Annotated in this window: 20 protein-coding genes; 6 read left to right on the plus strand and 14 right to left on the minus strand. The window is 63.3% G+C overall.

The genetic code is table 11. From position 1 onward, the window contains the following. Positions 1 to 29: 29 nt before the first annotated feature. On the minus strand, positions 30 to 599 hold the full coding sequence (locus IEY62_RS18380; RefSeq protein ID WP_189020580.1) for an MOSC domain-containing protein: 570 nt from the start codon (positions 597 to 599) through the stop codon (positions 30 to 32). Between the two features lie 102 nt (positions 600 to 701). Here IEY62_RS18380 and IEY62_RS18385 point away from each other — a divergent pair, with 102 nt between their 5' ends. Then, entirely contained in the window at positions 702 to 1,481 is a 780-nt protein-coding gene (locus IEY62_RS18385) for an alpha/beta fold hydrolase (RefSeq protein WP_189020582.1), read from the plus strand. Positions 1,482 to 1,500: 19 nt separating this feature from the next. Here IEY62_RS18385 and IEY62_RS18390 read toward each other — a convergent pair whose 3' ends face one another. After that, positions 1,501 to 1,980 carry an NUDIX domain-containing protein gene (locus IEY62_RS18390; RefSeq protein WP_189020719.1) on the minus strand — a complete coding sequence of 160 codons (480 nt, stop codon included), beginning with the start codon at positions 1,978 to 1,980 and terminating at the stop codon, positions 1,501 to 1,503. Between the two features lie 363 nt (positions 1,981 to 2,343). On the opposite strand from IEY62_RS18390, the gene IEY62_RS18395 reads away from it, so the two are divergent. After that, positions 2,344 to 3,588 (plus strand): hypothetical protein, encoded by a 1,245-nt coding sequence (locus IEY62_RS18395; protein WP_229785438.1) that lies wholly within the window; start codon positions 2,344 to 2,346, stop codon positions 3,586 to 3,588. On the opposite strand, the gene IEY62_RS18400 is transcribed toward IEY62_RS18395, so the two are convergent. From IEY62_RS18400 to IEY62_RS18435, 8 genes are all read right to left on the minus strand, one after another. Further along, positions 3,585 to 3,770: a hypothetical protein gene (locus IEY62_RS18400; RefSeq protein ID WP_189020586.1), complete on the minus strand. Its 186-nt coding sequence runs from the start codon at positions 3,768 to 3,770 to the stop codon at positions 3,585 to 3,587. The genes IEY62_RS18395 and IEY62_RS18400 overlap by 4 nt on opposite strands. Positions 3,771 to 3,775: 5 nt before the next feature. Then, complete coding sequence (locus IEY62_RS18405; RefSeq protein WP_229785439.1) at positions 3,776 to 4,921, minus strand: glycosyltransferase; 1,146 nt, start codon at positions 4,919 to 4,921, stop codon at positions 3,776 to 3,778. Between the two features lie 217 nt (positions 4,922 to 5,138). Further along, positions 5,139 to 5,309 carry a hypothetical protein gene (locus IEY62_RS18410; RefSeq protein WP_018778796.1) on the minus strand — a complete coding sequence of 57 codons (171 nt, stop codon included), beginning with the start codon at positions 5,307 to 5,309 and terminating at the stop codon, positions 5,139 to 5,141. 181 nt (positions 5,310 to 5,490) lie between these two features. Beyond that, entirely contained in the window at positions 5,491 to 6,321 is an 831-nt protein-coding gene (locus IEY62_RS18415; RefSeq protein WP_189020588.1) for an oxidoreductase, read from the minus strand. A gap of 111 nt (positions 6,322 to 6,432) precedes the next feature. Further along, positions 6,433 to 8,409 carry an APC family permease gene (locus tag IEY62_RS18420; protein ID WP_189020591.1) on the minus strand — a complete coding sequence of 659 codons (1,977 nt, stop codon included), beginning with the start codon at positions 8,407 to 8,409 and terminating at the stop codon, positions 6,433 to 6,435. 142 nt (positions 8,410 to 8,551) lie between these two features. Then, entirely contained in the window at positions 8,552 to 9,088 is a 537-nt protein-coding gene (locus IEY62_RS18425) for a GNAT family N-acetyltransferase (protein ID WP_189020593.1), read from the minus strand. Then, the gene (locus tag IEY62_RS18430; RefSeq protein WP_189020595.1) at positions 9,085 to 10,434 is read right to left on the minus strand and encodes an LLM class flavin-dependent oxidoreductase; all 1,350 of its coding nucleotides are present in this window, start codon (positions 10,432 to 10,434) and stop codon (positions 9,085 to 9,087) included. Before IEY62_RS18430 ends, IEY62_RS18425 begins: the two co-directional genes overlap by 4 nt. Before the next feature lie 92 nt (positions 10,435 to 10,526). Then, the gene (locus IEY62_RS18435) at positions 10,527 to 11,411 is read right to left on the minus strand and encodes a MetQ/NlpA family ABC transporter substrate-binding protein (RefSeq protein WP_189020597.1); all 885 of its coding nucleotides are present in this window, start codon (positions 11,409 to 11,411) and stop codon (positions 10,527 to 10,529) included. Between the two features lie 222 nt (positions 11,412 to 11,633). Here IEY62_RS18435 and IEY62_RS18440 point away from each other — a divergent pair, with 222 nt between their 5' ends. From IEY62_RS18440 to IEY62_RS18450, 3 genes are read left to right on the plus strand one after another with little or no spacing between them, the layout of a single operon-like run. Beyond that, complete coding sequence (locus IEY62_RS18440; RefSeq protein ID WP_189020599.1) at positions 11,634 to 12,749, plus strand: methionine ABC transporter ATP-binding protein; 1,116 nt, start codon at positions 11,634 to 11,636, stop codon at positions 12,747 to 12,749. Beyond that, on the plus strand, positions 12,746 to 13,405 hold the full coding sequence (locus IEY62_RS18445; RefSeq protein ID WP_189020601.1) for a methionine ABC transporter permease: 660 nt from the start codon (positions 12,746 to 12,748) through the stop codon (positions 13,403 to 13,405). Before IEY62_RS18440 ends, IEY62_RS18445 begins: the two co-directional genes overlap by 4 nt. Positions 13,406 to 13,423: 18 nt before the next feature. Then, positions 13,424 to 14,584, plus strand: coding sequence for an LLM class flavin-dependent oxidoreductase (locus IEY62_RS18450; RefSeq protein WP_189020603.1), 1,161 nt, complete (start codon positions 13,424 to 13,426; stop codon positions 14,582 to 14,584). 77 nt (positions 14,585 to 14,661) lie between these two features. Here the strand turns inward: IEY62_RS18450 and IEY62_RS18455 are convergent, their stop codons facing one another. Continuing rightward, positions 14,662 to 15,099: a rhodanese-like domain-containing protein gene (locus IEY62_RS18455; RefSeq protein WP_189020606.1), complete on the minus strand. Its 438-nt coding sequence runs from the start codon at positions 15,097 to 15,099 to the stop codon at positions 14,662 to 14,664. A 39-nt stretch (positions 15,100 to 15,138) separates the two neighbouring features. Continuing rightward, positions 15,139 to 16,275: an LLM class flavin-dependent oxidoreductase gene (locus IEY62_RS18460; RefSeq protein WP_189020608.1), complete on the minus strand. Its 1,137-nt coding sequence runs from the start codon at positions 16,273 to 16,275 to the stop codon at positions 15,139 to 15,141. Positions 16,276 to 16,636: 361 nt separating this feature from the next. Between IEY62_RS18460 and IEY62_RS18465 the strand changes: the two genes are divergently transcribed. Next, positions 16,637 to 18,670, plus strand: a complete 2,034-nt coding sequence (locus IEY62_RS18465; RefSeq protein WP_189020610.1) for a rhamnogalacturonan lyase — start codon at positions 16,637 to 16,639, stop codon at positions 18,668 to 18,670. 69 nt (positions 18,671 to 18,739) lie between these two features. Here the strand turns inward: IEY62_RS18465 and IEY62_RS18470 are convergent, their stop codons facing one another. Further along, positions 18,740 to 19,402, minus strand: a complete 663-nt coding sequence (locus IEY62_RS18470; protein WP_189020612.1) for an SRPBCC family protein — start codon at positions 19,400 to 19,402, stop codon at positions 18,740 to 18,742. A gap of 100 nt (positions 19,403 to 19,502) precedes the next feature. Then, on the minus strand, positions 19,503 to 20,753 hold the full coding sequence (locus tag IEY62_RS18475; RefSeq protein WP_189020614.1) for a metal-dependent hydrolase family protein: 1,251 nt from the start codon (positions 20,751 to 20,753) through the stop codon (positions 19,503 to 19,505). Position 20,754 lies beyond the last annotated feature (1 nt).

The raw sequence follows: 20,754 nt of genomic DNA on the forward strand, positions 1-20,754 counted from the left end.
GGGTGGGGAAGGCCACGCGCACGTGCCTACTACGGTAACCGCGACGGCCGGAGCACGTTCGGTTCGCCCGCCTTGCCGGGGTCGAGCGGCACCGGGCTGGATAACACAGCTGGTCCGCGATGGAGCAATCCGCCAGAGATCACCTGGCACCGCACGCCGCCACGTCCGCGCATCGCCTTGTGGGCACCCGGAGCGAGCATTTCATCCATCCACGCACAGGGGTGAGCGGGCCGGCCGGCCTTCAGCCGCACCACATCTCCGCCTGACTCCAGCGTGAACTCGTGGCCAAGCAAAGGAGCCAGTTCCACTCCCCGCAGCACGACGTTCCGGCGCGTCAGCAGTGGATCGAAAGGCCCGGCGTCGAGCTCCGCGGCGATGGCTTCCAGCGCCTCAACGGCGAACACCGTCACTGCGGCGTCCATATGGGCGGCCTTGCCGAAGAACCTGTCCCCAACAATTCCTTTGCCGGCAACCAGCTCGGCTTGATCGGCATCGGTTGTTGGAACATCGGCGGCACCTTCGCGCGCGCGGCCAAAGTAGGCGTGCGCCGGCGACACTAAAAGGTGCAGCACTTCGACGTCGTACCTGTAGTCAGTCATGCCTCAACGCTAGCCCGGGTTGGCCGGGAGCGCAGGGGTGCGCCGGGTCGCTGTGTGTCCCAGGCCGCAGCGCCTCGGGCGCAGCAGGGATAAGGTGGCACGGTGAACTTTGCCGAAGCCTCCGACGGCGCTGAACTTGCCTGGACCGAGGCCGGCGAAGGTGAGCCCATGCTGCTCATCGCCGGACAGGCGACAGCCATGGATGGTTGGGGCCCGACGGCGGAACTTCTGTCCCGCTCTTGCCGCGTCATCCGCTTTGATCACCGGGGGATTGGCCGGAGTGGAAAGGGCGAAGCTGACCGCTACACCACACGCCTTCTTGCGCAGGACGCTGCGGCCGTCCTCAGCGCTGCCGACGTGGATTCAGCACACGTGTACGGTCATTCGATGGGCGGGCGCATTGGGCAATGGCTGGCCATCGACTATCCGCGGAAAGTCCGGACCTTGATCCTGGCGGCAACGAGTGGCGGGAAATTGCCTGACAGCGCAGCCGGCCCGGACAAAACCGCGCTGGACGCCCTGGTCAGTGGCGACACTTCCCGCCTGGAGCCGCTCTTTTTCGACGCCGAATGGGTCCGGAACAATCCCGATGCGACGCACACTTTCTTCAGTTCCCGTGCGTCGGCGTGGGCCAAGGCGCGTCATTTCCGGGCCAGCCGGGAGCACGACGCCTGGAGCGAACTCGGCGGGATCACCGCTCCCACCCTGATCCTCCACGGCACCGAAGACAGGCTGACTCCGTTGCCCAACGCCCTGCTGCTCCGCCAGCACATTGCCCGTTCGGTCCTCGTCCGGGTACCTGGTGCGGGACATGGGCTGCATCTGGACCATCCGGAGACCATCGAGTGGATCCGGGAGTTCATTGAGCGCAGGAGCAGCTAGGCGCAGGAGCAGCCAGGCCCTAGACGGATTCCCCGGCAAGCCTTTGTACCAGTGCATCGACGATGGGCAGCTGCCCTTTGACGAGCTTGGTCCGGGCCAAGGTTTCCTCAAGCCACTGGGCGTCGTCGATCTCCGGGAAATCTTTGATGGCGCCGGATCCCTTGGGCCATTCCATGGGAAAGGTGTTGCTGAGAATTTCCTCCGGCTGAAAGTCAGGGGCTTCCGCAGTGAACGCAGTAATGATCTTGCCCGAGGGCTGCCGGAATGTGCCCAACAACGCGTAGTCCACCAATGGAGGCGGAGTGCCGATTTCTTCTGTAAATTCACGTCGCGCGGCAACCAAGGCGTCTTCGTCGTCGGAGAATTCACCCTTGGGAATTGACCACGCATGCTGATCTTTCCTGGCCCAAAAGGGCCCACCCATGTGGGCTATCCATAGCTCCAATTGTCCGGCCGTGTTTCGCCGGTATAGGAGGATGCCTGCGCTGCGGATAGTGATGGTGCCTCCCGGGCCAAGGTGTTCAACAATCTTCATGAAACACTTCAAGGCTACGCCGCCAGGCACCGCCGTTATCCAATCGATGTTAATTCCTGAATCCTGGGTACCAATTTCGCTTCCCGCCAGGCCATGGCTACTCGATAATCGAGGAGTTGTACGTTCTCCGGGGGTGGAACGTATTGCGGCCAGCGGGACCAGCCGCTGGCATTCTGGGCGCATCAGCAGGAGGAAACAGTCATGGCATTATCAGTGAGGCAACTGCCACGTGGGGGACGAAAAGCAATGGGGGTAGCTGTGATTGCGGCAGTTGCCTTATCCATGTTTGCGGGAACAGGGCCGGCGCATGCGGCGGACACAACACCCATGGCCGATGATCCCGGCCCGGTGGGGAGTTTTGCGTGGAAGGGGTTCAACTGGCAAAAGCGTTTCTGGGGTGGGGCACCCATGTACAACGCGAGCTGGGATGCCAATAACGTCAGCAACCCGGATGCCAATGGATATGTAAAACTATCCCTCACCAATCCCACGGGGACTGCGCCCAAGGGTGCAGAGTTCCAGTCCACCCGTGAAGGTTTCGGCTATGGCACGTACAGCACCACTGTGGAGAAGGACGTCAGCTCGCTCCAAAAGGAAGTGGTGTGGGGCTGCCTTTTCACTTATGACCCCAATGCGGTGCCTGGCTACACCGAGATCGACCTCTGTGAAGCGTCAGCGTGGGGCGGGGGTGCCGCGTATGGCGAAAGCTGGCCGGTAACCCAGGGCCACGGGTACTGGTTCGATGCCACTTTGCCGCCGGGCCAAGGCAACAACACGGTCACTTTCGACGTCACGAGTGCGCCAATCCTCACCCACCGTATGGTTTGGGAGCCGGGCAAGCTGACTTTTGAGACGTTTGCCGGGGAGGGCTATGACGGGCCGCTCCTGAAGAGGACAGTCCTGGAGGGTTCCAATGTTCCCACTCCCGCCAAGGAACAGATTCACTTCAACCTGTGGGTAACGGGCGGTGGAGGCGGAGACGCTGCACATGTTGCGCCGGAATCTGTCACCATCAGGGATTTCTCCTTTGTCCCGGCGAACCAGCTCACCGGTCCGGTTCCGACCATCACCGGCACAGCAGCAGTGGGCTCAACGCTTACAGCCGTGCCGGGGACGTGGCCAGCCGGAACTTCCCTGACGTATCAATGGTTCAAGAACGGTACGGCAATTTCAGGAGCAACAGGACCCACCCGCGTCCTGGCAGCCGGGGACCAGGGGGCCAGCCTGACAGTCCGGGTGACGGGAAGCCTGACGGGTTACGCCTCAGCCACCAAGGAGTCCGCCCCAACGGCGGCAGTGGTGGCCGGAACCTTGGTGGCTCCGACTCCGACCATCACGGGCACGCTCACGGTTGGTTCCACTCTGACTGCAAACCCCGGAACGTGGACTTCCGGTACAGCTCTGACGTACCAGTGGTACCGCTCCGGGGCGGTGATTGCCGGAGCGACGTCCAAGACCTACAAGCTTGTGAGCGCCGATCAGGCGGACACCATGAGCGTCCGGGTCACCGGAACCAAAGCCGGCTACACCACGGTTTCCAAGGTTTCGGCAGGAACAGCGATCATTCCCTAGGACGGCAGGTTCTTCTGCGCGCGGACGGGAACGATCCTCTTGATCGCGAGCCCCAGTGCCAACATGGCGAAGGCGGCCAGGGCGAACCAGAACAGGTCGCCTGCGCCGGTCATGGCAAGGGTTCCGGATCCCATTCCTGCTGCGGCTGCTCCACCGAGGGGACTGACGGGGTTGTTGTACACGGGGTTTACCAAACTTTCTTGCGGTTGAGTGCTGCATCCAGGTAGGCCTTTGCGTGCACAGCCTGGAGGAAGATGTCGATCACTGTTTCGTACATGGTTGCGGCCAGCAGCATGTACCTCCATCCCCGGAACCGCACTGTGACAATGCGTTCCAGGATGAAGATGCCGGTGACTGCAATCCAGAAGGGCTGGAGGTTCAATCCCATCCCTGAGATGAGCGCGAAGAGGATGGAGCCAAAGTAGGCCAGCGTCACGATGACGCCGATCATGGAAAGGAACTGGCGGCCCCAGTAGGGCCTGGTCACTTTGGTCCATCCGTATTGCACGCAGTTCTCCACCGCGCCCCGCTTCCACCGGAGCCGTTGGGCCCACAGCTCACGCCACGTGGGCATGACTTCGGTAACCAGCGTGCAGTTGGATGGAGATGCGATTCGGTAGCCCAGTGTCAGCAGGGCGAAGGAGAGTTCGTTATCCTCTGTCAGGACGGACGTATCGTAGATGCCGCCCTTGCCGTTTCCGGGAGGGAGTGTGCCCTCCAGGCGCGCAGCTGCGACGTCGCGCAGTGTCTTGACGCGGAAAAGTGCGGCCGTCCCGGTCACAACCAGGCACTTGCCATGGAGGCGTTTGACGTCCCTGGCGTAGCGGGCATATTCGTTGCGTTGGAGGTGTCCTACGAAGCCGCCTCCGGGACCTCCGCTGAAGACCCCGCCCACTGCGCCGAGCAGTTCGTCGGCGAGCAGGTTTTGGGTGGCATTCCCAATGAAGTCGAGGGCAAGCTGGGAGTCGGCGTCCTGGACCAGGATGAGGTCCTCGGGGTCGGCATCAGGAAGCAGCTGGCTGAGGGCGAAGTTCAAGGCCCCGGCCTTCTTGTCCTTGTTTCCCACGGTACGGATGACCTCGGCTCCCTGCGCCAGTGCGAGCTCTTCGGTGTCGTCTGTGCAGTTGTCGGCCACCACGATCACGCGGTCCGGGCGATGGGTCTGGTTGTTCAGAGAGACGAGGGTTTCGGTGATGCCGGCGGATTCGTTGTGGGCCGGGACCAACACGGTGACCACGCCACCAGCAGCACGGTGGGATCCGCGTAAGGCTGCAGCCGTGTCCGGCGCGGCGGCTGTGTCCGGTGATGCCTGGACCTTGGTTTCCGTGAGCATTGTGATCCCTCCGTTCGTGAGTCGAAAGCGTTGACTCACTTAGAGTTCCAATGCCAACGCAAGAAATGCGCAGGCAAACCGTCAAGGAAAACTCAAGGTTCGCTCAGGGTTTGCTTGAAGCGTCACACAACTGCTGCGGGATCCCGTGTGGGATTAAACGCAAGAGGACGACGTCGGGAGGTCCCGGCGTCGTCCTCTTGCGTTGGTTTCGAGCGGCTTAGCGGCTCAGGCTGACCGTGAAGGTCTTCGGTCCGCTGAGGGTCACAGCGATGCCGCAGTTTTCTGCTGCAGCGCGGTGGGAAAGGGACTGGATGGCGGCATCGATGGTGTGGTCGATGGCCGACTTGTCCCAGATTTTCAGCGTGATGGAGTCAGTATGTGTCGTCATTGTCAGTACTTTCACTCAGGCTGGTGACAGCCCCCAAGCTTCGTCGCCCGGGGCCGCATCCTCGTCGGTGAGGATTGCTGATTCAGCTTGTATGGGAACGGATTCCCTCATTCATGGTTCATGCTGCCCACCGTGATTGACAAGTGAATCCAGCCAAGTGTGACCGATTACACGTTGCTTGTTACTCCGTGTAACCGGTGCTGGCGCTGCGCTCCCGCCAGCGGTCCACCTCTGCCCGCATGGCTTCCTCCACGGCGTCGTAGGCAAAGACGGCGTCTGCTCCAAGCAGCAGGAAGGCGGGCGTTTGTTCGGCTTCCACGGCGCTGATGATGACCTCGGCGGCCTTGTCCGGATCACCCTGCTGGGTGCCGTGCACTGTGTCGTTTTCCTTGCGGCGCTTGCCGGCGGTCTGGGCGTAATCATCAATGGCTTCTGCGGATTGCGTGAGGGAACGCCCGGCGAAGTCCGTCCTGAAACCACCCGGTTCCACGGCTGTGACCGTAATGCCCAGCGGTGCCAGTTCTTTCTGCAATGAACCGGAGATGCCTTCCAGCGCAGCCTTGGTGGCCGAGTAGTAGCCGGATCCCGGCGGGCAGATGCGGGCACCGATCGAGGAAATGTTCACAATCGCACCCGAACGCCGGGAACGCATGCCGGGCAGGACGGCCTTGATCATCGCCACAGGGCCGAACACATTGGTGTCGAACAGCGTCCGGACGTCGGCGTCGTCGCCCTCTTCGATCGCGGCGCGGTAGCCGTAACCGGCGTTGTTGACCAGGACATCCACGGCGCCAAACCGTTCTTCGGCCTGCTGCACGGCCGCATCCACCTGCGACTGATCGGTGACGTCGAGCGCGACGGCAAGTGCCGTCGTCGGGAATTCCGTGGCGAGGTCCTTCAGGGTGGCGGTGTCGCGGGCGGTGACGACGGCGTTATCGCCTTTCGCGAGGACCGCCCGGGCAAGTGCGCGGCCGAGTCCGGTGGAGCAGCCTGTGATGAGCCAGGTAGTCATGATCTTCCTTTCATGGGTGACCTATCCCACTGAACGCTACTCCGCGGTGCTGGGGGAGTGACGGCCCATACAGGTATTGCCGGTGCCACCCATGGCAGCCGACCACGCCGTTCAACCCACGTGGACCCATGGGCGGCGGCTCACATCGGGTTCGGCCTCCCTCAGGACTTCGCGGGTCACCGGGGCAATTTCGCCTTCGCCCAGGAACAGGAAACGCATCAGGTTGGTCATCGGGTTGCCCTCGGTCCAGCGGAAGTAGATGTGGGGCATCAGCCCTGTGACATCCCGGATATGCAGTAGTACGGAGGCGATGGTGTTCGGCACCACCGGACCGTGGACCTCCAGGATCCTGTAGCCGTGCCGTTCGATGCCCTTGACGTACAGTTCGGTCTCGAAATCGGAGGTGTCGTCCAGCACCACTTCAAGGAACAGTCCGTGGTAGTTGAGGGGGAGATGGCTGACCTCGATGGCCGAAACCAGCTTTTCCCGGTAGGCCTCCGCCGTGAGCCTGCGGGGTTCGTGGGCGATGAGCCGGATGGGTTCCACGCCGTCGTCGAGGATGAACTCCAGGGCGTGGCGGTCCATGTGGACGTGCGTGGCGTGCAGCTCGAATGACCTCCGCACGCGGGACAACAGGGAGATTCCTATGATCCCGGCGATGAAAACAGCCGCGATCCGAATGCCTTCGGGCCGCTCTACGACGTTGGCCACCGTGGTGTACACGAAGACGGCGGCAATGGCGCCGAAGCTGACCATGCGTTTGCGCTGCCGACGACGGCGGGTGGACAGTGTCACTGCCACGGCCGCTGACGTCATCAGCACCAGGACGCCGGTGGCGTACGCACCGCCCTGGGCGTCGACGTCGGCGTTGAAGACGAAGGTGATGAAGAATCCCACCAGGGTGAAGACCAGCACCAGGGGCCGAACCGCTTTGGCCCATTCCGGGGCCATGCCGTAGCGGGGGAGGTAGCGCGGGACGAGGTTGAGCAAGCCGGCCATGGCGGAGGCGCCGGCGAACCACAGGATGGCGATGGTGCTGATGTCGTACACCGTGCCGAAGCCCAGGCCGAGGTACTCATGGGCGAGGAACGCCAGGGCGCGGCCGTTCGCCTGGCCGCCGGGCTCGAATTCGTACTCGGGAATGAGGACCACGGTGGTGAAGCTGGAGGTGATGAGGAAGGAACTCATGATCAACGCCGCGGTGGTCAGCATTCTTCGGGTTCCCCGGATGCGTCCCGTTGGCCTTGCCTCGGTGTCATCCGGATCGCCCTGCACTTGCGGCATCACGGCTACACCGGTTTCGAATCCGGAAAGGCCCAGGGCGAGTTTGGGGAACACGATGCAGGCGATGGCTACGGCCATGATCGGGTTGCCGTGTGATGTCCAGAGTAATTGCCACCAGTCGCCCACGGCGGTGGGATGCGTCAGGACCTCCACGACAGTGGTGGCGACGACCACCACGTTCAGGCCCAGGTAAAGGACCACAAGTACGACGGCGACGCCTATTGCCTCCTTGAAACCACGGAGGAACACGGCGGCCAGGAGCGCCAGAAGGACCAGCGTGACGGGCACGTTCTGGCCCTGCAGCCAGGACGGCATCACGGGGTTCTGGATGAAGTGGGCCGTTGCGTCCGCCGCGGACAGGGTCATGGTGATCATGAAGTCCGTGGCGGCAAAGCCGAGCAGCACCAGGACCAGCAGTTTGCCTCCCCAGCGTGGCAGCAAACGCTCGAGCATGGCGATGGAGCCTTCGCCGCGGGGACTTTCGCCGGCCACCCGCCTGTAGACCGGGAGTGCGCCGAGCAAGGTGACGGCAACCAGGACGATGGTGGCCAGTGGTGAGATTACGCCCGCGGCCAAAGCGGCGATGGCTGGCTGATATCCCAGCGTGGAGAAGTAGTCCACACCCGTCAGGCACATGACTTGCCACCAGGGGTGCTTCTTTTCGTGGGCCGCGCTAACCACGCCCGGGCCGGGATGCCGCCCTTTGCTGTCTTGCAGGCCGAAAAGGAGCCACGTCCGGAATGACGTCCAGCCCCGGGGCCTGGGTGCCGAGGGGTCTGCCGGTGGTCTGCTTAACGTGGTCATGGGTGCCCTCCCAGACGCTCGTCGATCTGAGCTGAAGATAGCACCGTGCAGGCTTCATGATGCCGGAAGAGGGCAATTCTTGATGAGACCTTTACGCGAGGGGTGAGCTCTTGTGGCTTTCAAAGCCTTGAGAGCTAACCCCTCACGGTGTGAGGTCCAAGGTGTAGACCACCAGCTGCACCTTCGGCGCCGGCCGTTCCTTCTCCCGCTCAGGCCGGCGGACGTAGCCCAGCCGGCGGTACAGGCGCTGGGACGGTTCATTGTCGACGGCGGTGTCCAGCACCACGCGCTGGGCACCTTGGGCCGCGGCCAGGCGGGCGGACTCGTCGAGGAGTCTTTGGCCAAGACCGGTCCGGCGGGCCTCAGGCAGCACGGCCAACAGCCTGAGCTCCACTTCGCCGTCCTCAGCCTGCCTGCTGAGACGTGACCCAAAAGGCAGGAGGCTGGCGGTGCCCACCAAGCGGGCTGTTTCCAGGTCTTCGGCTACCAGCAGCACACCTTCACGGGCCCTTGCGGCTGCATCCAGCAGAAGGTGGAGTCGTGCCTCGTCCGGCTGATGCGCGCCGGGAAGATGATGACCGAAGCCTTGATACGTCAGCTGCCCGACGGCGTCGTACTCTTCGGGGCGCGCCTGCCGAATCACATAAGTGCCGGTGGCGACGGCAGGTGTGGTGGTCATGCTTGTCCTTTCTGCTGTGGATCGAGTCCGAGATGGGATTTGAGTGTGGTCCCCGAGTACTCGGTGCGGGCCAAGCCGCGCTCCTGGAGTATGGGAATGACTGCGGTAGCGAAGCGCTCCAGATCCTGGGGCAGGAGCGAGAACATGAGGTTGAAGCCGTCCGCGGCGCCTGCTGCGTGCCAGCGCGCCAAGGAGTCGGCCACGTGCTGCGGGGTCCCGATGAAGTCGTGGTTTCGTTTGTCTCCGGTGAGGATCGAATAGAGATCCTTGAGCGTTACCTCGTCCTCGCGGCCATGGATCTGTTCGCCGGCAGAACGGAAATCGGTACGGGGCTGTGTGATGGTGGGAATGCCGGACTGGGCCACTGTGGCGTCGGCCCCGAGGCCGGTGAAGTCGAGCTGGCCCGCGAAGTATTCCTGCAGGAAGTCCAGGACCTGCTGATCGGTGATGAGGTTATCCAGCTCGCGGATACGCTCCAAGGCTTCCTCGCGGCTGTCCGCGACAACGGGCGAGATGGCCTGGTAGACGTAGATTTCGTCGGGATTCCGGCCGAATGCCGTCGCCTGAGCCCGGACGGACTCCCGGTACTGCCGGGCTTGCGGAATATCCGGATGGCTGGCGAAGAGGGCGTTGGCGAATCTCGCGCCCAGCTTTTGTCCAGGACCAGAGGTTCCCGCCTGGGCCAGTAAGGGGGAGTGCTGAGGCGACGGGCCGATGTTCAAGGGACCTGCCACCTTGAAGAACTCTCCCCGGTAATTCAGTCGGTTGAGTTTGTGGCGGTCGAAGAACGCCCCGGCTTCCTTGTCATAGAGGAAAGCGTCCTCGCCCCAGGAATTCCACAGGCCCTGCGTCACCTCAACGAACTCCTCGGCACGGCGGTAGCGCAGGCTGTGGTCGAAGTGTTGGTCGGCGCTGAAGTTGCCGGCGGTGCTGTTGGTGAGGTCCCGCGTGGTGACAATGTTCCAGCCAACACGGCCGCCGCTGATGTGGTCCGCCGTGAGGGCTGCGCGGGCAAAGTTGAAGGGCTCATCGTAGGAGGTTGATGAGGTGGCGATGAGGCCGATCCTGCTGGTGACCGCGCCAAGGGCTGTGACCAGGCCGATGGGGTCGAAACGGTTGAGGATGCCGGGGTTGGAGGTTTCGTCTATCGCGAGGGAGTCGCCCAGGAAGATCGCGTCGAACCTGGCTTCTTCGGCGATGCCAGCGAGCTCCACCTGATGCGCGAAGTCAATGCTGGCCTGCGGGAAGGCAGTTTCGTGGCGCCACGAAGCCAGATGGATGCCGGTGCCCACCAGGTAGGCGAAGAAGTGGATTTGCTGGCGTTCACGCGTGAGTGTCTGGTTCATGGGCCTGTTCCGGTGCTGTTCGGTGCTCTTCGGGGGCAGGAAGGTTGAGGGGCAGCGGCACTCTGTGGCGCAGGGCCGCCGCCCCTCAAGTGCTACTTGCTCTTCTTGATGGCTGCTTCTTCAGCCGTGAGGACTTCCTGCAGCTTGGCAGCAGTCCAATCAGCCTTGAACTGAAGGTTGCCGTCGTTGAGCTTGGTCACCGAAGCCTCAACCTCAGGCGTGTGATAGGCATCCACAATCTTCTTCCACGTGGGATCGTCCTTGCGGTCTGCCTTCACCACGAACCCGTTGATATAAGGAGCCAGGGACTCCGAGTTCAGGTCTTCCTTGAAGATGATCTTCTCGTCGCCCAGACCGCCCTTCTGTGCCTGCGTGTTATTCACCACTGCAGCGTCCGTGGTTCCCTTGAGCGCGTTCACCGTCTGGTTGCTGTCTACCGGGACCACTTTGATCTTGCTGGAAGTGATCTCAGCCGGGGTGGACAGCGAGTTGCCGCCATCCTTGAGCTGCAGCAATCCTGCGGTCTGCAGGTTAAGCAGGGCACGTGCCTGGTTGGTGGGGTTGTTCGGGATGGCGACCTCGGCATCTGCCGGCAGCTCCTCCACGGACTTGAACTTCTCCGAGTACAGCGCCAACGGGTACACCGCGGTGGCGCCCACGGGAACCAGCGTGCCGTTGCTGTTCACATTGAACTGCGACAAGTACTTCAGGTGCTGGAACAGGTTGATGTCCACCTGCCCTTGCTGAGTGGCGGTGTTGATCTGCGCACCATCGGTGAAGTTCTTGACCTCAAGATCGATGCCCTGATCCTTCAGCTTGTTCTTCAGGAGGGTCCAGTGCTCCTCGGCGCCGTCGTCCACACCGATGACCACCTTGGTGTTCGCGGCGGCTGACGAACCACTTGACACACCCCCGCAAGCCGAGAGCGATAGGGCGGCAACCAGGCCGACGGCGGCGACTAACAGGCGGTTCTTCATGATGCTTCTCCGTACAAAGGGTATTGATGCGAATGGAAGGTACGGGGTGTTCCCCCTGCCTCACGCTAGGCAGCCGGGGTGGTGGGAATCGAACCCTTTCGCAACACTCCGACGCGCATCGTCAAGGAAAGAAACCCCAGGTCACAGGGGGTCATTGGGTTCGATGCGAGGGCTGGGGCGCTGTTGGAATGGGCATCCAATCAACCCCAAAAGGAGGCTCCGGTGAGCGCGATCGTTTCGCTGCGCGGCGTCAGCAAACTGTTCCCGGTCCAAGGAAGCGCCCAACGCACCAAGCCAGTGCGCGCCGTCGATGACGTCACCCTGGACATTGAAGAGGGCACGGTGGTTGGCATCGTTGGCTACTCCGGTGCCGGAAAATCCACCTTGGTGCGCCTGCTCAACGGCCTGGAACGTCCCTCCGAAGGCCAGGTGATCGTCAAGGGACAGGACATCTCGACCCTTCCGGAAGGCCAGCTGCGCAAGGTCCGCAGCGGCATTGGCATGATCTTCCAGCAATTCAACCTCCTGAAGTCCCGCACCGTGTTCGGGAACGTGGCCTATCCGCTCAGGGTGGCCGGTTGGCCCAAGGACAAGATCAAGCCGCGGGTGGACGAACTGCTGGAGTTCGTGGGGATCGCCGACAAAGCGGGCTCGTACCCCCGGCGACTTTCCGGCGGGCAACAGCAGCGCGTAGGCATTGCCCGTGCGCTGGCCAACGCCCCGGACATCCTCCTTGCGGACGAAGCCACCAGCGCCCTGGATCCGGAGACCACCCGCGACGTCCTCCGCTTGCTCCGACGCATCAACAAAGAACTCGGCACCACCGTTGTGGTCATTACCCATGAGATGCACGTGGTCCGCGAAATCTGCGACACCGTGGTGATGATGGAATCCGGGTCCGTGGTGGAGGCCGGGCCCACCTACTCCGTGTTCGCCAACCCCCGGAGCGACTCCACCCAGCGCTTCGTCGCCACTGCCGTCCACGGCACCCCGGAGCCGGATACCGTCGCCCGACTCTCCGCTGCTCATCCCGGCCAACTCGTCTCCATCGGCATCTCCGAGGCGGCACCCACCCCTCTGGTCGCTGCCACGTTCGAGCGCCACGGCGTGGGATCCAGCGTGGTCTACGGCGGGGTCACCGAGATCCAGAACAAGATCCTCGGCACACTCACCTACGAACTCACGGGCAGCGACGCCGCGATCGACGCCGCGCTCGCCGACTTGGGCGACGTCACCGCCGTCGAACGCCAAACGGCGGCGGCCGAGCAACGGAGCGCCCCCGCCGATAGTGCCGTTCCGCACCTTCCCGTCCCCGCGAACGCCGGAGAACAGCCATGACCGACTGGACAACCCTCCTGCCCGTCCTGGGCGAATCCTTCCAACAGACCATCTACATGGTGGTCATCACCGTCCTGCTCAGCGGCATCGCCGGGCTGGCGCTGGGCGTCACCCTCTACGCCACCAGGCCCGGAAACCTGTTTGCCAACAAGGCCGTGTTCTCGTTCCTGAACTTCCTGGTCAACATCATCCGGCCTATCCCGTTCATCATCTTCATCACCGCCATCGCGCCGCTGACACTGATCGTCATGGGCACCACCATCGGCACCACGGCAGCGATTTTGCCCATGGCACTGATGGCCGGTGTGGTGATCGGGCGTGTTGTGGAGCAGAACCTGGTTGCCTCCGACCCTGGCGTTGTGGAAGCTGCCCGGGCCATGGGCGACAGCCGGCTGCACATCCTGTGGTCCGTGGTGATTCCCGAATCGCTGGCACCGCTGATCCTGGGCTACACGTTCATGATCATCGCGATTGTGGACATGTCTGCCATGGCCGGGTACATCGGCGGCGGTGGGCTGGGCAATTTCGCCATCATGTACGGCTACCAACAGTTCAACTGGGAGGTCACGCTGGTGACCGTCCTGATCATCATCGTTATGGTGCAGGCCGCGCAGTTGCTGGGAAACTTCCTGGCGCAACGCATCCTCCGCCGCTAAGTCTTTTGGAGATTTCTTATGCCTATCGAATTCCTCGGCATGGGCGCCGGCAATGACTCCACGGAGACGTCGCCGGCCACCACGCCCTTCTTCGACCCCCGGTATGCGGCCCGTATTGCGCGGATCCACGAGGACAACAACTGGGACCACGTTCTGTTCGCCTACAACTCCACCACGCAGGACCCCACTGTCCACGCGGCGTGGGTTGCCGCGAACACCGAACGGATCCAGCTACGGCTGGCGCACCGCCCCAACGTCTCGCATCCCACGTTCGCGGCCCGGTCCTTCCTTACGCTGGACCACATCGCCGAAGGCCGGCTGACCGTGCACTTCATCACCGGCGGAAGCCAAGCGGACCAGGCCCGGGAGGGTGATTTCCTGGCCAAGGATGCCCGGTATGGCCGGACGCAGGAGTACATGCAGATTGTGCGGCGGGCGTGGTCCGGGGATTCGTTCAGTTGGGACAGCGAGCATTACCGCTTCGAGAACTTCGCCTCGGGTCTGGGCCCGTTTAACGGGAAGCGGCCGGGTATCTCCTTTGGTGGGTCGTCGGAGGCTGCCTGGGTGGTAGGGGCAGCCGAAGCGGATATCTACGCCTTGTTTGGCGAACCGTTGGCCGATGCCGCGGGCCAGCAGGAGCAGATCCTTGCGCGGGCCGCTGCGCTCGGGCGGACCGATCCGCTGCGCTGGCAGATAGCGTTCCGGCCCATTGTGGCGGCCACCGATGAACTGGCGTGGGAGAAAGCCCAGGCCATCCTGGGAACATTCCAGGCCCGGCGGTCCGCCGGCGAAGTGATCGATCCTGTTCGCCACTACAACCAGAAACCTGAAGCCGCAGGCACCCAACGCCTCCTCGCCGCGGCGGAACGTGCCGAGCTGCACGACCGGGCACTTTGGACGGCCCTCGCCAAAGCGGCGGGTGGTGGAGGTGGAAGCGCGACGGCGTTGGTCGGCTCCTACGACACGGTCACCCAGGCGATCCTGGACTACCACGAGCTGGGGTTCGAGATCTTCGGGCTCCGCGGCTACGACTTCGTCCAGGATGCACTGGAGTTCGGCCAGCACGTCATTCCGCAGCTGAAACAGGAAGTGGCCCACCGGGAGCAAGGCAAGAGTGCCGATGAAATCCGGGCCGGCCAAGCCGCCGCCCGGGCGCGGGTGCTGGCCGCGGCCTCCTGACCCTCCGCCGTCGCGACTTCCGGAAGGGAAGCCGCGACGGCGGTACTAACGCCGGAAGGCCCGACGGCGGGAGGTACTCAGCGTTCGGAGGTCACCGAAGCGGTGCGCGCTTGAGTGGTTTCGGCGGGCGGAGCGGTCGGCCCGGTGGTGGGGACGCCGGCGTCGCGCAGGGCCGGGAAGCCCCCGTCGACGTGGACGGCGTTGGCGTAACCGAGGACCTCGAGCTTCTGCGCAACAGGACGTGAGCCGTTCACGGAGCCGCAGAACACCACGATCTTCTGGTCCGTTCCGCTGACCTGGGCCAGTCGGTGGGCGGATTCCGGGTTGAAGTCTTCCTCCACATGCTCGCGGTTGACGACGACGGCGCCCGGGACTGCGCCAGTGCTGGCACGGCCGCCTTCGCTGCGGACATCGATCAGCAGGGCGCCTTCTTCGATGAGCTTGGCCGCTTCCTCGGCGGTGATGAGCTGGGTGTCTTCCTGCACGGAATCCTGGACGGTGGTTTCGATGGACATGGTGCTCCTTTTGTAGGTGGTGGGTGGAAAATCGGAACGCTACAGACCCCAGGCCTCGGCGAGTAGTTGGTAGGAGTTCTGCCGGTCTTCGGGGTGGTGGGCAATGGTGGTGATCAGCAGTTCCTGAGCCCCGGTGGCCCGCTGCAGAGTGCGCAGTTTGTCGCTGACGTGATGGGGGTCGCCTACCAGCCTGGTATCCAGGCGGTCCTTGACCAGATCTTCGGCTTCCGCATCCAGGGGCAGTTCCAGGGCGTCCTCGGGGGACGGATAAGGGATGGCGCCTTGGCCGCTGCGGATGCCGTGAACCCACTGTGCGTAGCCGCGGGCCAGGTGCCGGGCTTGGCGTTCCTGGGGAGCCACCAGCACGTCCGCCGAGACGATCACGTGCGGTTCCTGCAAGGTGGCGGAGGGCTCGAAGTGGGCGCGGTACTCGGCGATGGAGTCCAAAACCCCCGCAGGTGCAACGTGGTAGTTCGCGCCGAACGGAAGGCCCAGCTTCCCGGCCAAACGGGCGCTGGGGCCGGCAGTTGAACCGTGCACCCAGAACTGCGGCGCCTGGCCCAGGGCCGGGGTTGCGGTGACTTCCTCGCCGTGCCTGGTCCTGTACTCGCCCGTGAAGAATCCGATGATGTCCTGGACGTCGTTTTCAAAATTATCCGTGTCACCCGGGAAGCGGCCCAGCAGTTCACCCTGCAGCCGGAACTTCCTGGGCAGGACCGCGCCAAAGATGGGTCGAGGTGAGGGGATCAGCAGACCGTCAACAATGCGGTCTCCGACTTCCTCCGCAGCGGGAACAACTCCCGGCGCAGGTTCGCTGGGCGACTTCGGTGGACCTGAGCGACCAAAGCCGAGGTCCAAGCGGTCCGGGAACATTGCGGCGAGCGTTCCGATGCTCTCCGCAATTTGGAGGGGCCGATAATTGCCCAGCAGCGTGGCAGCAGTCCCGACACGGATGGTCCTGGTGGCCGAAGCAACCAATCCGGCAAGAATGTGCGGGGCCGACCCGGCGACGCCGGTGTTGAGGTGGTGCTCGGCAAGCCAGTACCGCGAGTAGCCGGAAGCCTCGGCAACAGCGGCAAGGGCAAGGGTGCTGCGCAACGCCTCGCCGGGAGTCTGCCCCGCGGATACCGGGCTCAGGTCGAGGACTGATAAAGGAGTAACTGAGGGCTTCGGCATGGAACGACCCTACGGAGCGCAATACCCCGGCCAAAGCCGATCCGTCACCGCGCTCAACCGGGCTAAATCCAGCGAAATCCTGAGAAACGGACCGTCATGGAATCGGGGGCTGAGCGGATAGGACAACATACAAATCCGAACATTTCACACCGAAGCCGAACAGTCATTTCCTGTCAAACCCTTGACCGGGTGGTTGAGGCGCTGGTAAACCTTGTTGGCGGAAAGCGTTTTCACGCATCGTTCACATCACTCATTATTCGCATCACTCATCGTTGTGCGGGGAGATTGTTTGAATGTTTGTGAAACGTTCCAATCCAGCGGTGGCGGACCCCCTGCCGCCCAGCATCAAAGGAGATGTTCATTGGCTCACCCTTCGAAGTGTTCCTATCGCAGTAACCATGGCCGCGCATGGAAAGCCGTTCCCCTGGCGGCCTCTGCTTCGCTTGCAGCGGCCGCCCTTGCACTGACGGGCGTCCCGCTCGCTCAAGCAGCTCCCGCCCAACTCCCGCAATCAGCGCAAGCCGGCCTCTCCGGCGTCGTGCCCTCCGCCAAGAAGCCCGCCGAGCTCCAGCGCCAGGTGGAGAACCTGGACCGCGCACCCGTGGCGGTCCTGACCGACCAGGGCGTCACCGTGAGCTGGCGCATGCTGGGCCTGGACAAGGACAGCATCGGCTTCCAGGTCCTGCGCGACGGCAAAAACATCACGCCCGAACCGATCCGAAACTCCACCATGTTCGTGGATCCTGCAGGTACAGCGCAGTCGAGCTACGTGATCAAAACCGTGGGCAACGGGCAGGGCCAGGACAAGCTGACTGAAGCCGTCACACCATTGGCGCAGAACTATCTGGCCATCAAGCTGGACAAGCCGGCCGATGGCGTGACGCCCGACGGCAAGCCGTACACCTACTCAGCCAACGACGCCACCGTGGCGGACCTCGACGGCGACGGCAAGTATGAGGTCATCCAGACGTGGTCGCCATCCAATGCGAAGGACAACTCGCAGTCCGGTTACACGGGCAACGTCTACGTGGATGCCTACAAACTGGACGGAACCAAGCTGTGGCGGATCGACCTGGGGCGCAACATCCGCGCCGGCGCACACTACACACAGGTCCTTGCATACGACTTCGACGGCGACGGCAAGGCTGAGGTCTCGTTCAAGACGGCGGACGGCACCACGGACGCGGCGGGAACGGTGATCGGCGACGCCAACGCCGACTACCGCAACAGTGCCGGCTACGTCCTGTCCGGCCCCGAGTTCCTCACCGTCTTCAAGGGCGAAACCGGAACGATCATGGATACCGTGGCTTACGAACCTGCCCGGGGTTCCGTTGCAGCCTGGGGAGACAATTACGGCAACCGCGTGGACCGCTTCCTCGCCGCAGTGGCCTATCTCGACGGCGAACACCCGTCGTTGATGTTCAGCCGCGGCTACTACACACGCACGGTGCTGGTGACCTACGACCTCGTCAATGGGAAACTCGTGAAGCGCTGGACCTTCGATTCCAACCAGGCAGGGGAGGAGTACAAGGGGCAGGGCAACCACAATCTCTCCGTCGCCGACGTGGACCAGGACGGCAAGGATGAGTTCGTCTTCGGCTCGATGACCATTGACGACAATGGCCAGCCGCTCTACAACACCAAGCTCGGCCACGGCGACGCGATCCACACCGGGGACCTCGACCCGTCCAGGCCCGGGCTGGAGACGTTTGCCGTCCACGAAAGCATGGGCCAAAGCGGGAACCGTGGAGCCACCTTCCGGGATGCTGCCACTGGTGAAATTCTCTGGAGCATCCCTGCTGTCAAGGACACCGGCCGTGGCGCAGCGGGCGACATCGATCCCCGCTATGAAGGGGCCGAGGGCTGGGCTGTGGGTGGCTCAGCTGCTTGGGACTCGCCCGTTGGCCAGCTGAGGTCGGCCAAGGGTGAGCTGATCAGCGGGAACATTCCGGCCGCCAACTTCCTGGCGTGGTGGGACGGGGACCTGCTCCGCGAGATCGTTGACCACGATTACGATGCAACGGCCTCCCGTGGCGTCCCCACCATCAGCAAGTGGAACTGGGAGACCGAAACCAGCGACCGCCTCCTGACAGCTGAGGGTGCCCGCAGCAACAACACCACCAAGGGCAACCCGTCCATCCAAGCCGACATCCTGGGCGACTGGCGCGAGGAGATCGCCTGGCCGTCCACGGACAGCACCGAACTCCGGATCTACACCACCACGGCTCCCACCGAGGTTCGGCTGCGCACGCTGATGCATGACACCGTGTACCGCACGGCCGTTGCGCGCGAGAATGTGGCCTACAACCAGCCGCCGCACCCGAGCTTCTTCATTGGTGAGGGGATGCAGGCCCCGGCGGCGCCCGCCGTCGTCTACACCGGCGCCAAGAAGTAGCAGCCGTAGGAAACATAAGAGCCGTCCGGGTGGTCCCGGGCGGCTCTTATGTCTGGTCAGCTGCAGGGGCTACCTTTGGCCGGGGAGCCCGCCCAATGGTGGGATGAAGCCCGGCCCTCGGCCCTCATCGTCCTTCCGTTCCGCTGCGCTGCGGGTGTCGCTGTCAGCGGTCTCATCCGAGTCGCCCTCGAGGTCCACCAAGCCGTTGGTTTGGTCGAACACGTGCGTTGCGGGATCAATCACGGGCGTTGAGTCCGGGGCGGCAGCGGCTCCCGTAAAAGCGGCGGTACCGGATGCCGGCATCCCGGCTTCGGGTGCTTGCTTTTCGATGTACTCCTTGAATTTCTTCAAGTCTGACTCAGCCTGCCTTTCAACAATGTGCAACTTGTCCCCCAGGAATTCCAGGACTCCGTGAGGTTCGTATTCCAAGGACAGGTGCAGGGACGTCTGACTGGGGCCGGCTTCCTTGAACTCCACCCAGCCCGCGTTCTTGACACCTTCGACGGCGGCCCACGCCACTGCCCGGTCAACGTCCTGCTGGACAATCCTGGCTTCCCACGTGCGGTGGACGCCTGCGATCTCGGCCACCCATTCAAGGCGGTCGTCGCCGAGCCGCGTCACCCGCTGCACGCCGCCCATGAAGTGCGGGAATTCCTCGAACCGTGTCCATTGGCTGTAGGCCGTACTGATCGGAACGTTGACCATGATTGTCTTGTTCACTTTCGTGGTCACTGTGTCCTCCTCCTGCTCAATCCGGTATTGATCAGCATGCTTACATTATCGGGCTTTTCGGAAGGGAAGACCAGGCCTTACTGCCGTCGGGGACGCGGCGCTAGGAGATTACCCGGCCGTTCTGGATCAGGTACTCGAGGTGTTCGGAAATATCGGCAAGCACGGAGATATCGGCCACCGGATCCGCGTCCAGGACCAGCATGTCCGCGTCGGCGCCGGGCGCGACCACGCCCAGTTCACCTTCGCGCTCAAGCAGCAGCGCCGCCGTCGTGGTGGCTGAACGGATGGCGTCGATGGCGGGCTGGACCTTGCCCAACAGCCTGAACTGTTCGTTCTGGTGGCGGTGCATGCCGCCCAGAAGGTCGGATCCGAAGGCCATTTTCACGCCCGCTTGGTGGGCCCGGGAAATGGCTTCGAGTCCGCTGGTGAGCACGGAGTCCACTTTGGCCCACATTTCTTCGGTAAGTCCGAACTCCTTGCCCTCTTCCTTCAAAGCCCAGTAGGTCACAAGCGTGGGAACCAGGAAGGCATCCTTCTCCAGGAAGAGCCGCAGGCTTTCGTCGTCCAGGAGGTTGCCGTGTTCAATCGAACGTACGCCGGCTTCCAGCGCGCGGTTGATGGCCCGCGCTGTGTAGGCGTGGGCCGCGACATAGCGGTTGGCGGCCTCCGCTTCTTCCACTGCTGCGCGCATTTCCTCCATGGAATACTGCGTCGAGTCGATGCGGTCGGTGGGGGAGGAGACGCCGCCGGACGCCATGATCTTGATGTGGTGGGCGCCCTTGCGGATTTCGTCGCGGGCGGCGGCCCGGACTGCGTCAACGCCGTCCGCTACGCGTCCGATGCCACAGCATCCGCGGCCGTTGGGGTCGTGGTCTTCGCCGGGCAAGCGCATGTCGCCGTGACCGCCGGTCTGGCTCAACGCATGGCCGCAGAAGTGGATCTTCGGGCCTTCCAGCAGCCCCTCCTCCTGCGCCTGGGCCAACCCAAAATCCGCTCCGGACAGATCGCGCACAGTAGTAAATCCGCGCCGCAGCATCTCTCCCATGATCCTCGCCGTCTGCGCGTAGACGTACGACGCCGGTGTGTAGGTCAGTGACCTGAAGTCGGCGCTCGATGCCACCACGTGTACGTGGGCATCGATGAGGCCCGGGATGACGAACTTCCCGGTGCCGTCAATGACCCGGGCGCCGTCAATGACCCGGGCGCCGGAAGGCGCCTCGGCATCCGGTCCCACACTGCTGATCTTTCCATCAACGCTCACGACGTCGGCAGTCGAGTAAGTGCCTGCGTCAACGTCCAGGACGCTTGCGTTGCGGATGACGAGGGCCGTGGTTTCAAGGGTGGTGCTCATG

It is taken from the genome of Paenarthrobacter histidinolovorans (assembly GCF_014647595.1).
GTDB lineage: Bacteria > Actinomycetota > Actinomycetes > Actinomycetales > Micrococcaceae > Arthrobacter > Arthrobacter histidinolovorans.

Coding starts and splice junctions, on each gene's coding strand:
- IEY62_RS18380 (WP_189020580.1), bottom strand. CDS start 599: ATGACTGACTACAGGTACGACGTCGAAGTGCTGCACCTTTTAGTGTCG.
- IEY62_RS18395 (WP_229785438.1), top strand. CDS start 2,344: ATGGCCGATGATCCCGGCCCGGTGGGGAGTTTTGCGTGGAAGGGGTTC.
- IEY62_RS18405 (WP_229785439.1), bottom strand. CDS start 4,921: ATGCTCACGGAAACCAAGGTCCAGGCATCACCGGACACAGCCGCCGCG.
- IEY62_RS18410 (WP_018778796.1), bottom strand. CDS start 5,309: ATGACGACACATACTGACTCCATCACGCTGAAAATCTGGGACAAGTCG.
- IEY62_RS18415 (WP_189020588.1), bottom strand. CDS start 6,321: ATGACTACCTGGCTCATCACAGGCTGCTCCACCGGACTCGGCCGCGCA.
- IEY62_RS18420 (WP_189020591.1), bottom strand. CDS start 8,409: ATGACCACGTTAAGCAGACCACCGGCAGACCCCTCGGCACCCAGGCCC.
- IEY62_RS18425 (WP_189020593.1), bottom strand. CDS start 9,088: ATGACCACCACACCTGCCGTCGCCACCGGCACTTATGTGATTCGGCAG.
- IEY62_RS18430 (WP_189020595.1), bottom strand. CDS start 10,434: ATGAACCAGACACTCACGCGTGAACGCCAGCAAATCCACTTCTTCGCC.
- IEY62_RS18435 (WP_189020597.1), bottom strand. CDS start 11,411: ATGAAGAACCGCCTGTTAGTCGCCGCCGTCGGCCTGGTTGCCGCCCTA.
- IEY62_RS18445 (WP_189020601.1), top strand. CDS start 12,746: ATGACCGACTGGACAACCCTCCTGCCCGTCCTGGGCGAATCCTTCCAA.
- IEY62_RS18450 (WP_189020603.1), top strand. CDS start 13,424: ATGCCTATCGAATTCCTCGGCATGGGCGCCGGCAATGACTCCACGGAG.
- IEY62_RS18455 (WP_189020606.1), bottom strand. CDS start 15,099: ATGTCCATCGAAACCACCGTCCAGGATTCCGTGCAGGAAGACACCCAG.
- IEY62_RS18460 (WP_189020608.1), bottom strand. CDS start 16,275: ATGCCGAAGCCCTCAGTTACTCCTTTATCAGTCCTCGACCTGAGCCCG.
- IEY62_RS18475 (WP_189020614.1), bottom strand. CDS start 20,753: ATGAGCACCACCCTTGAAACCACGGCCCTCGTCATCCGCAACGCAAGC.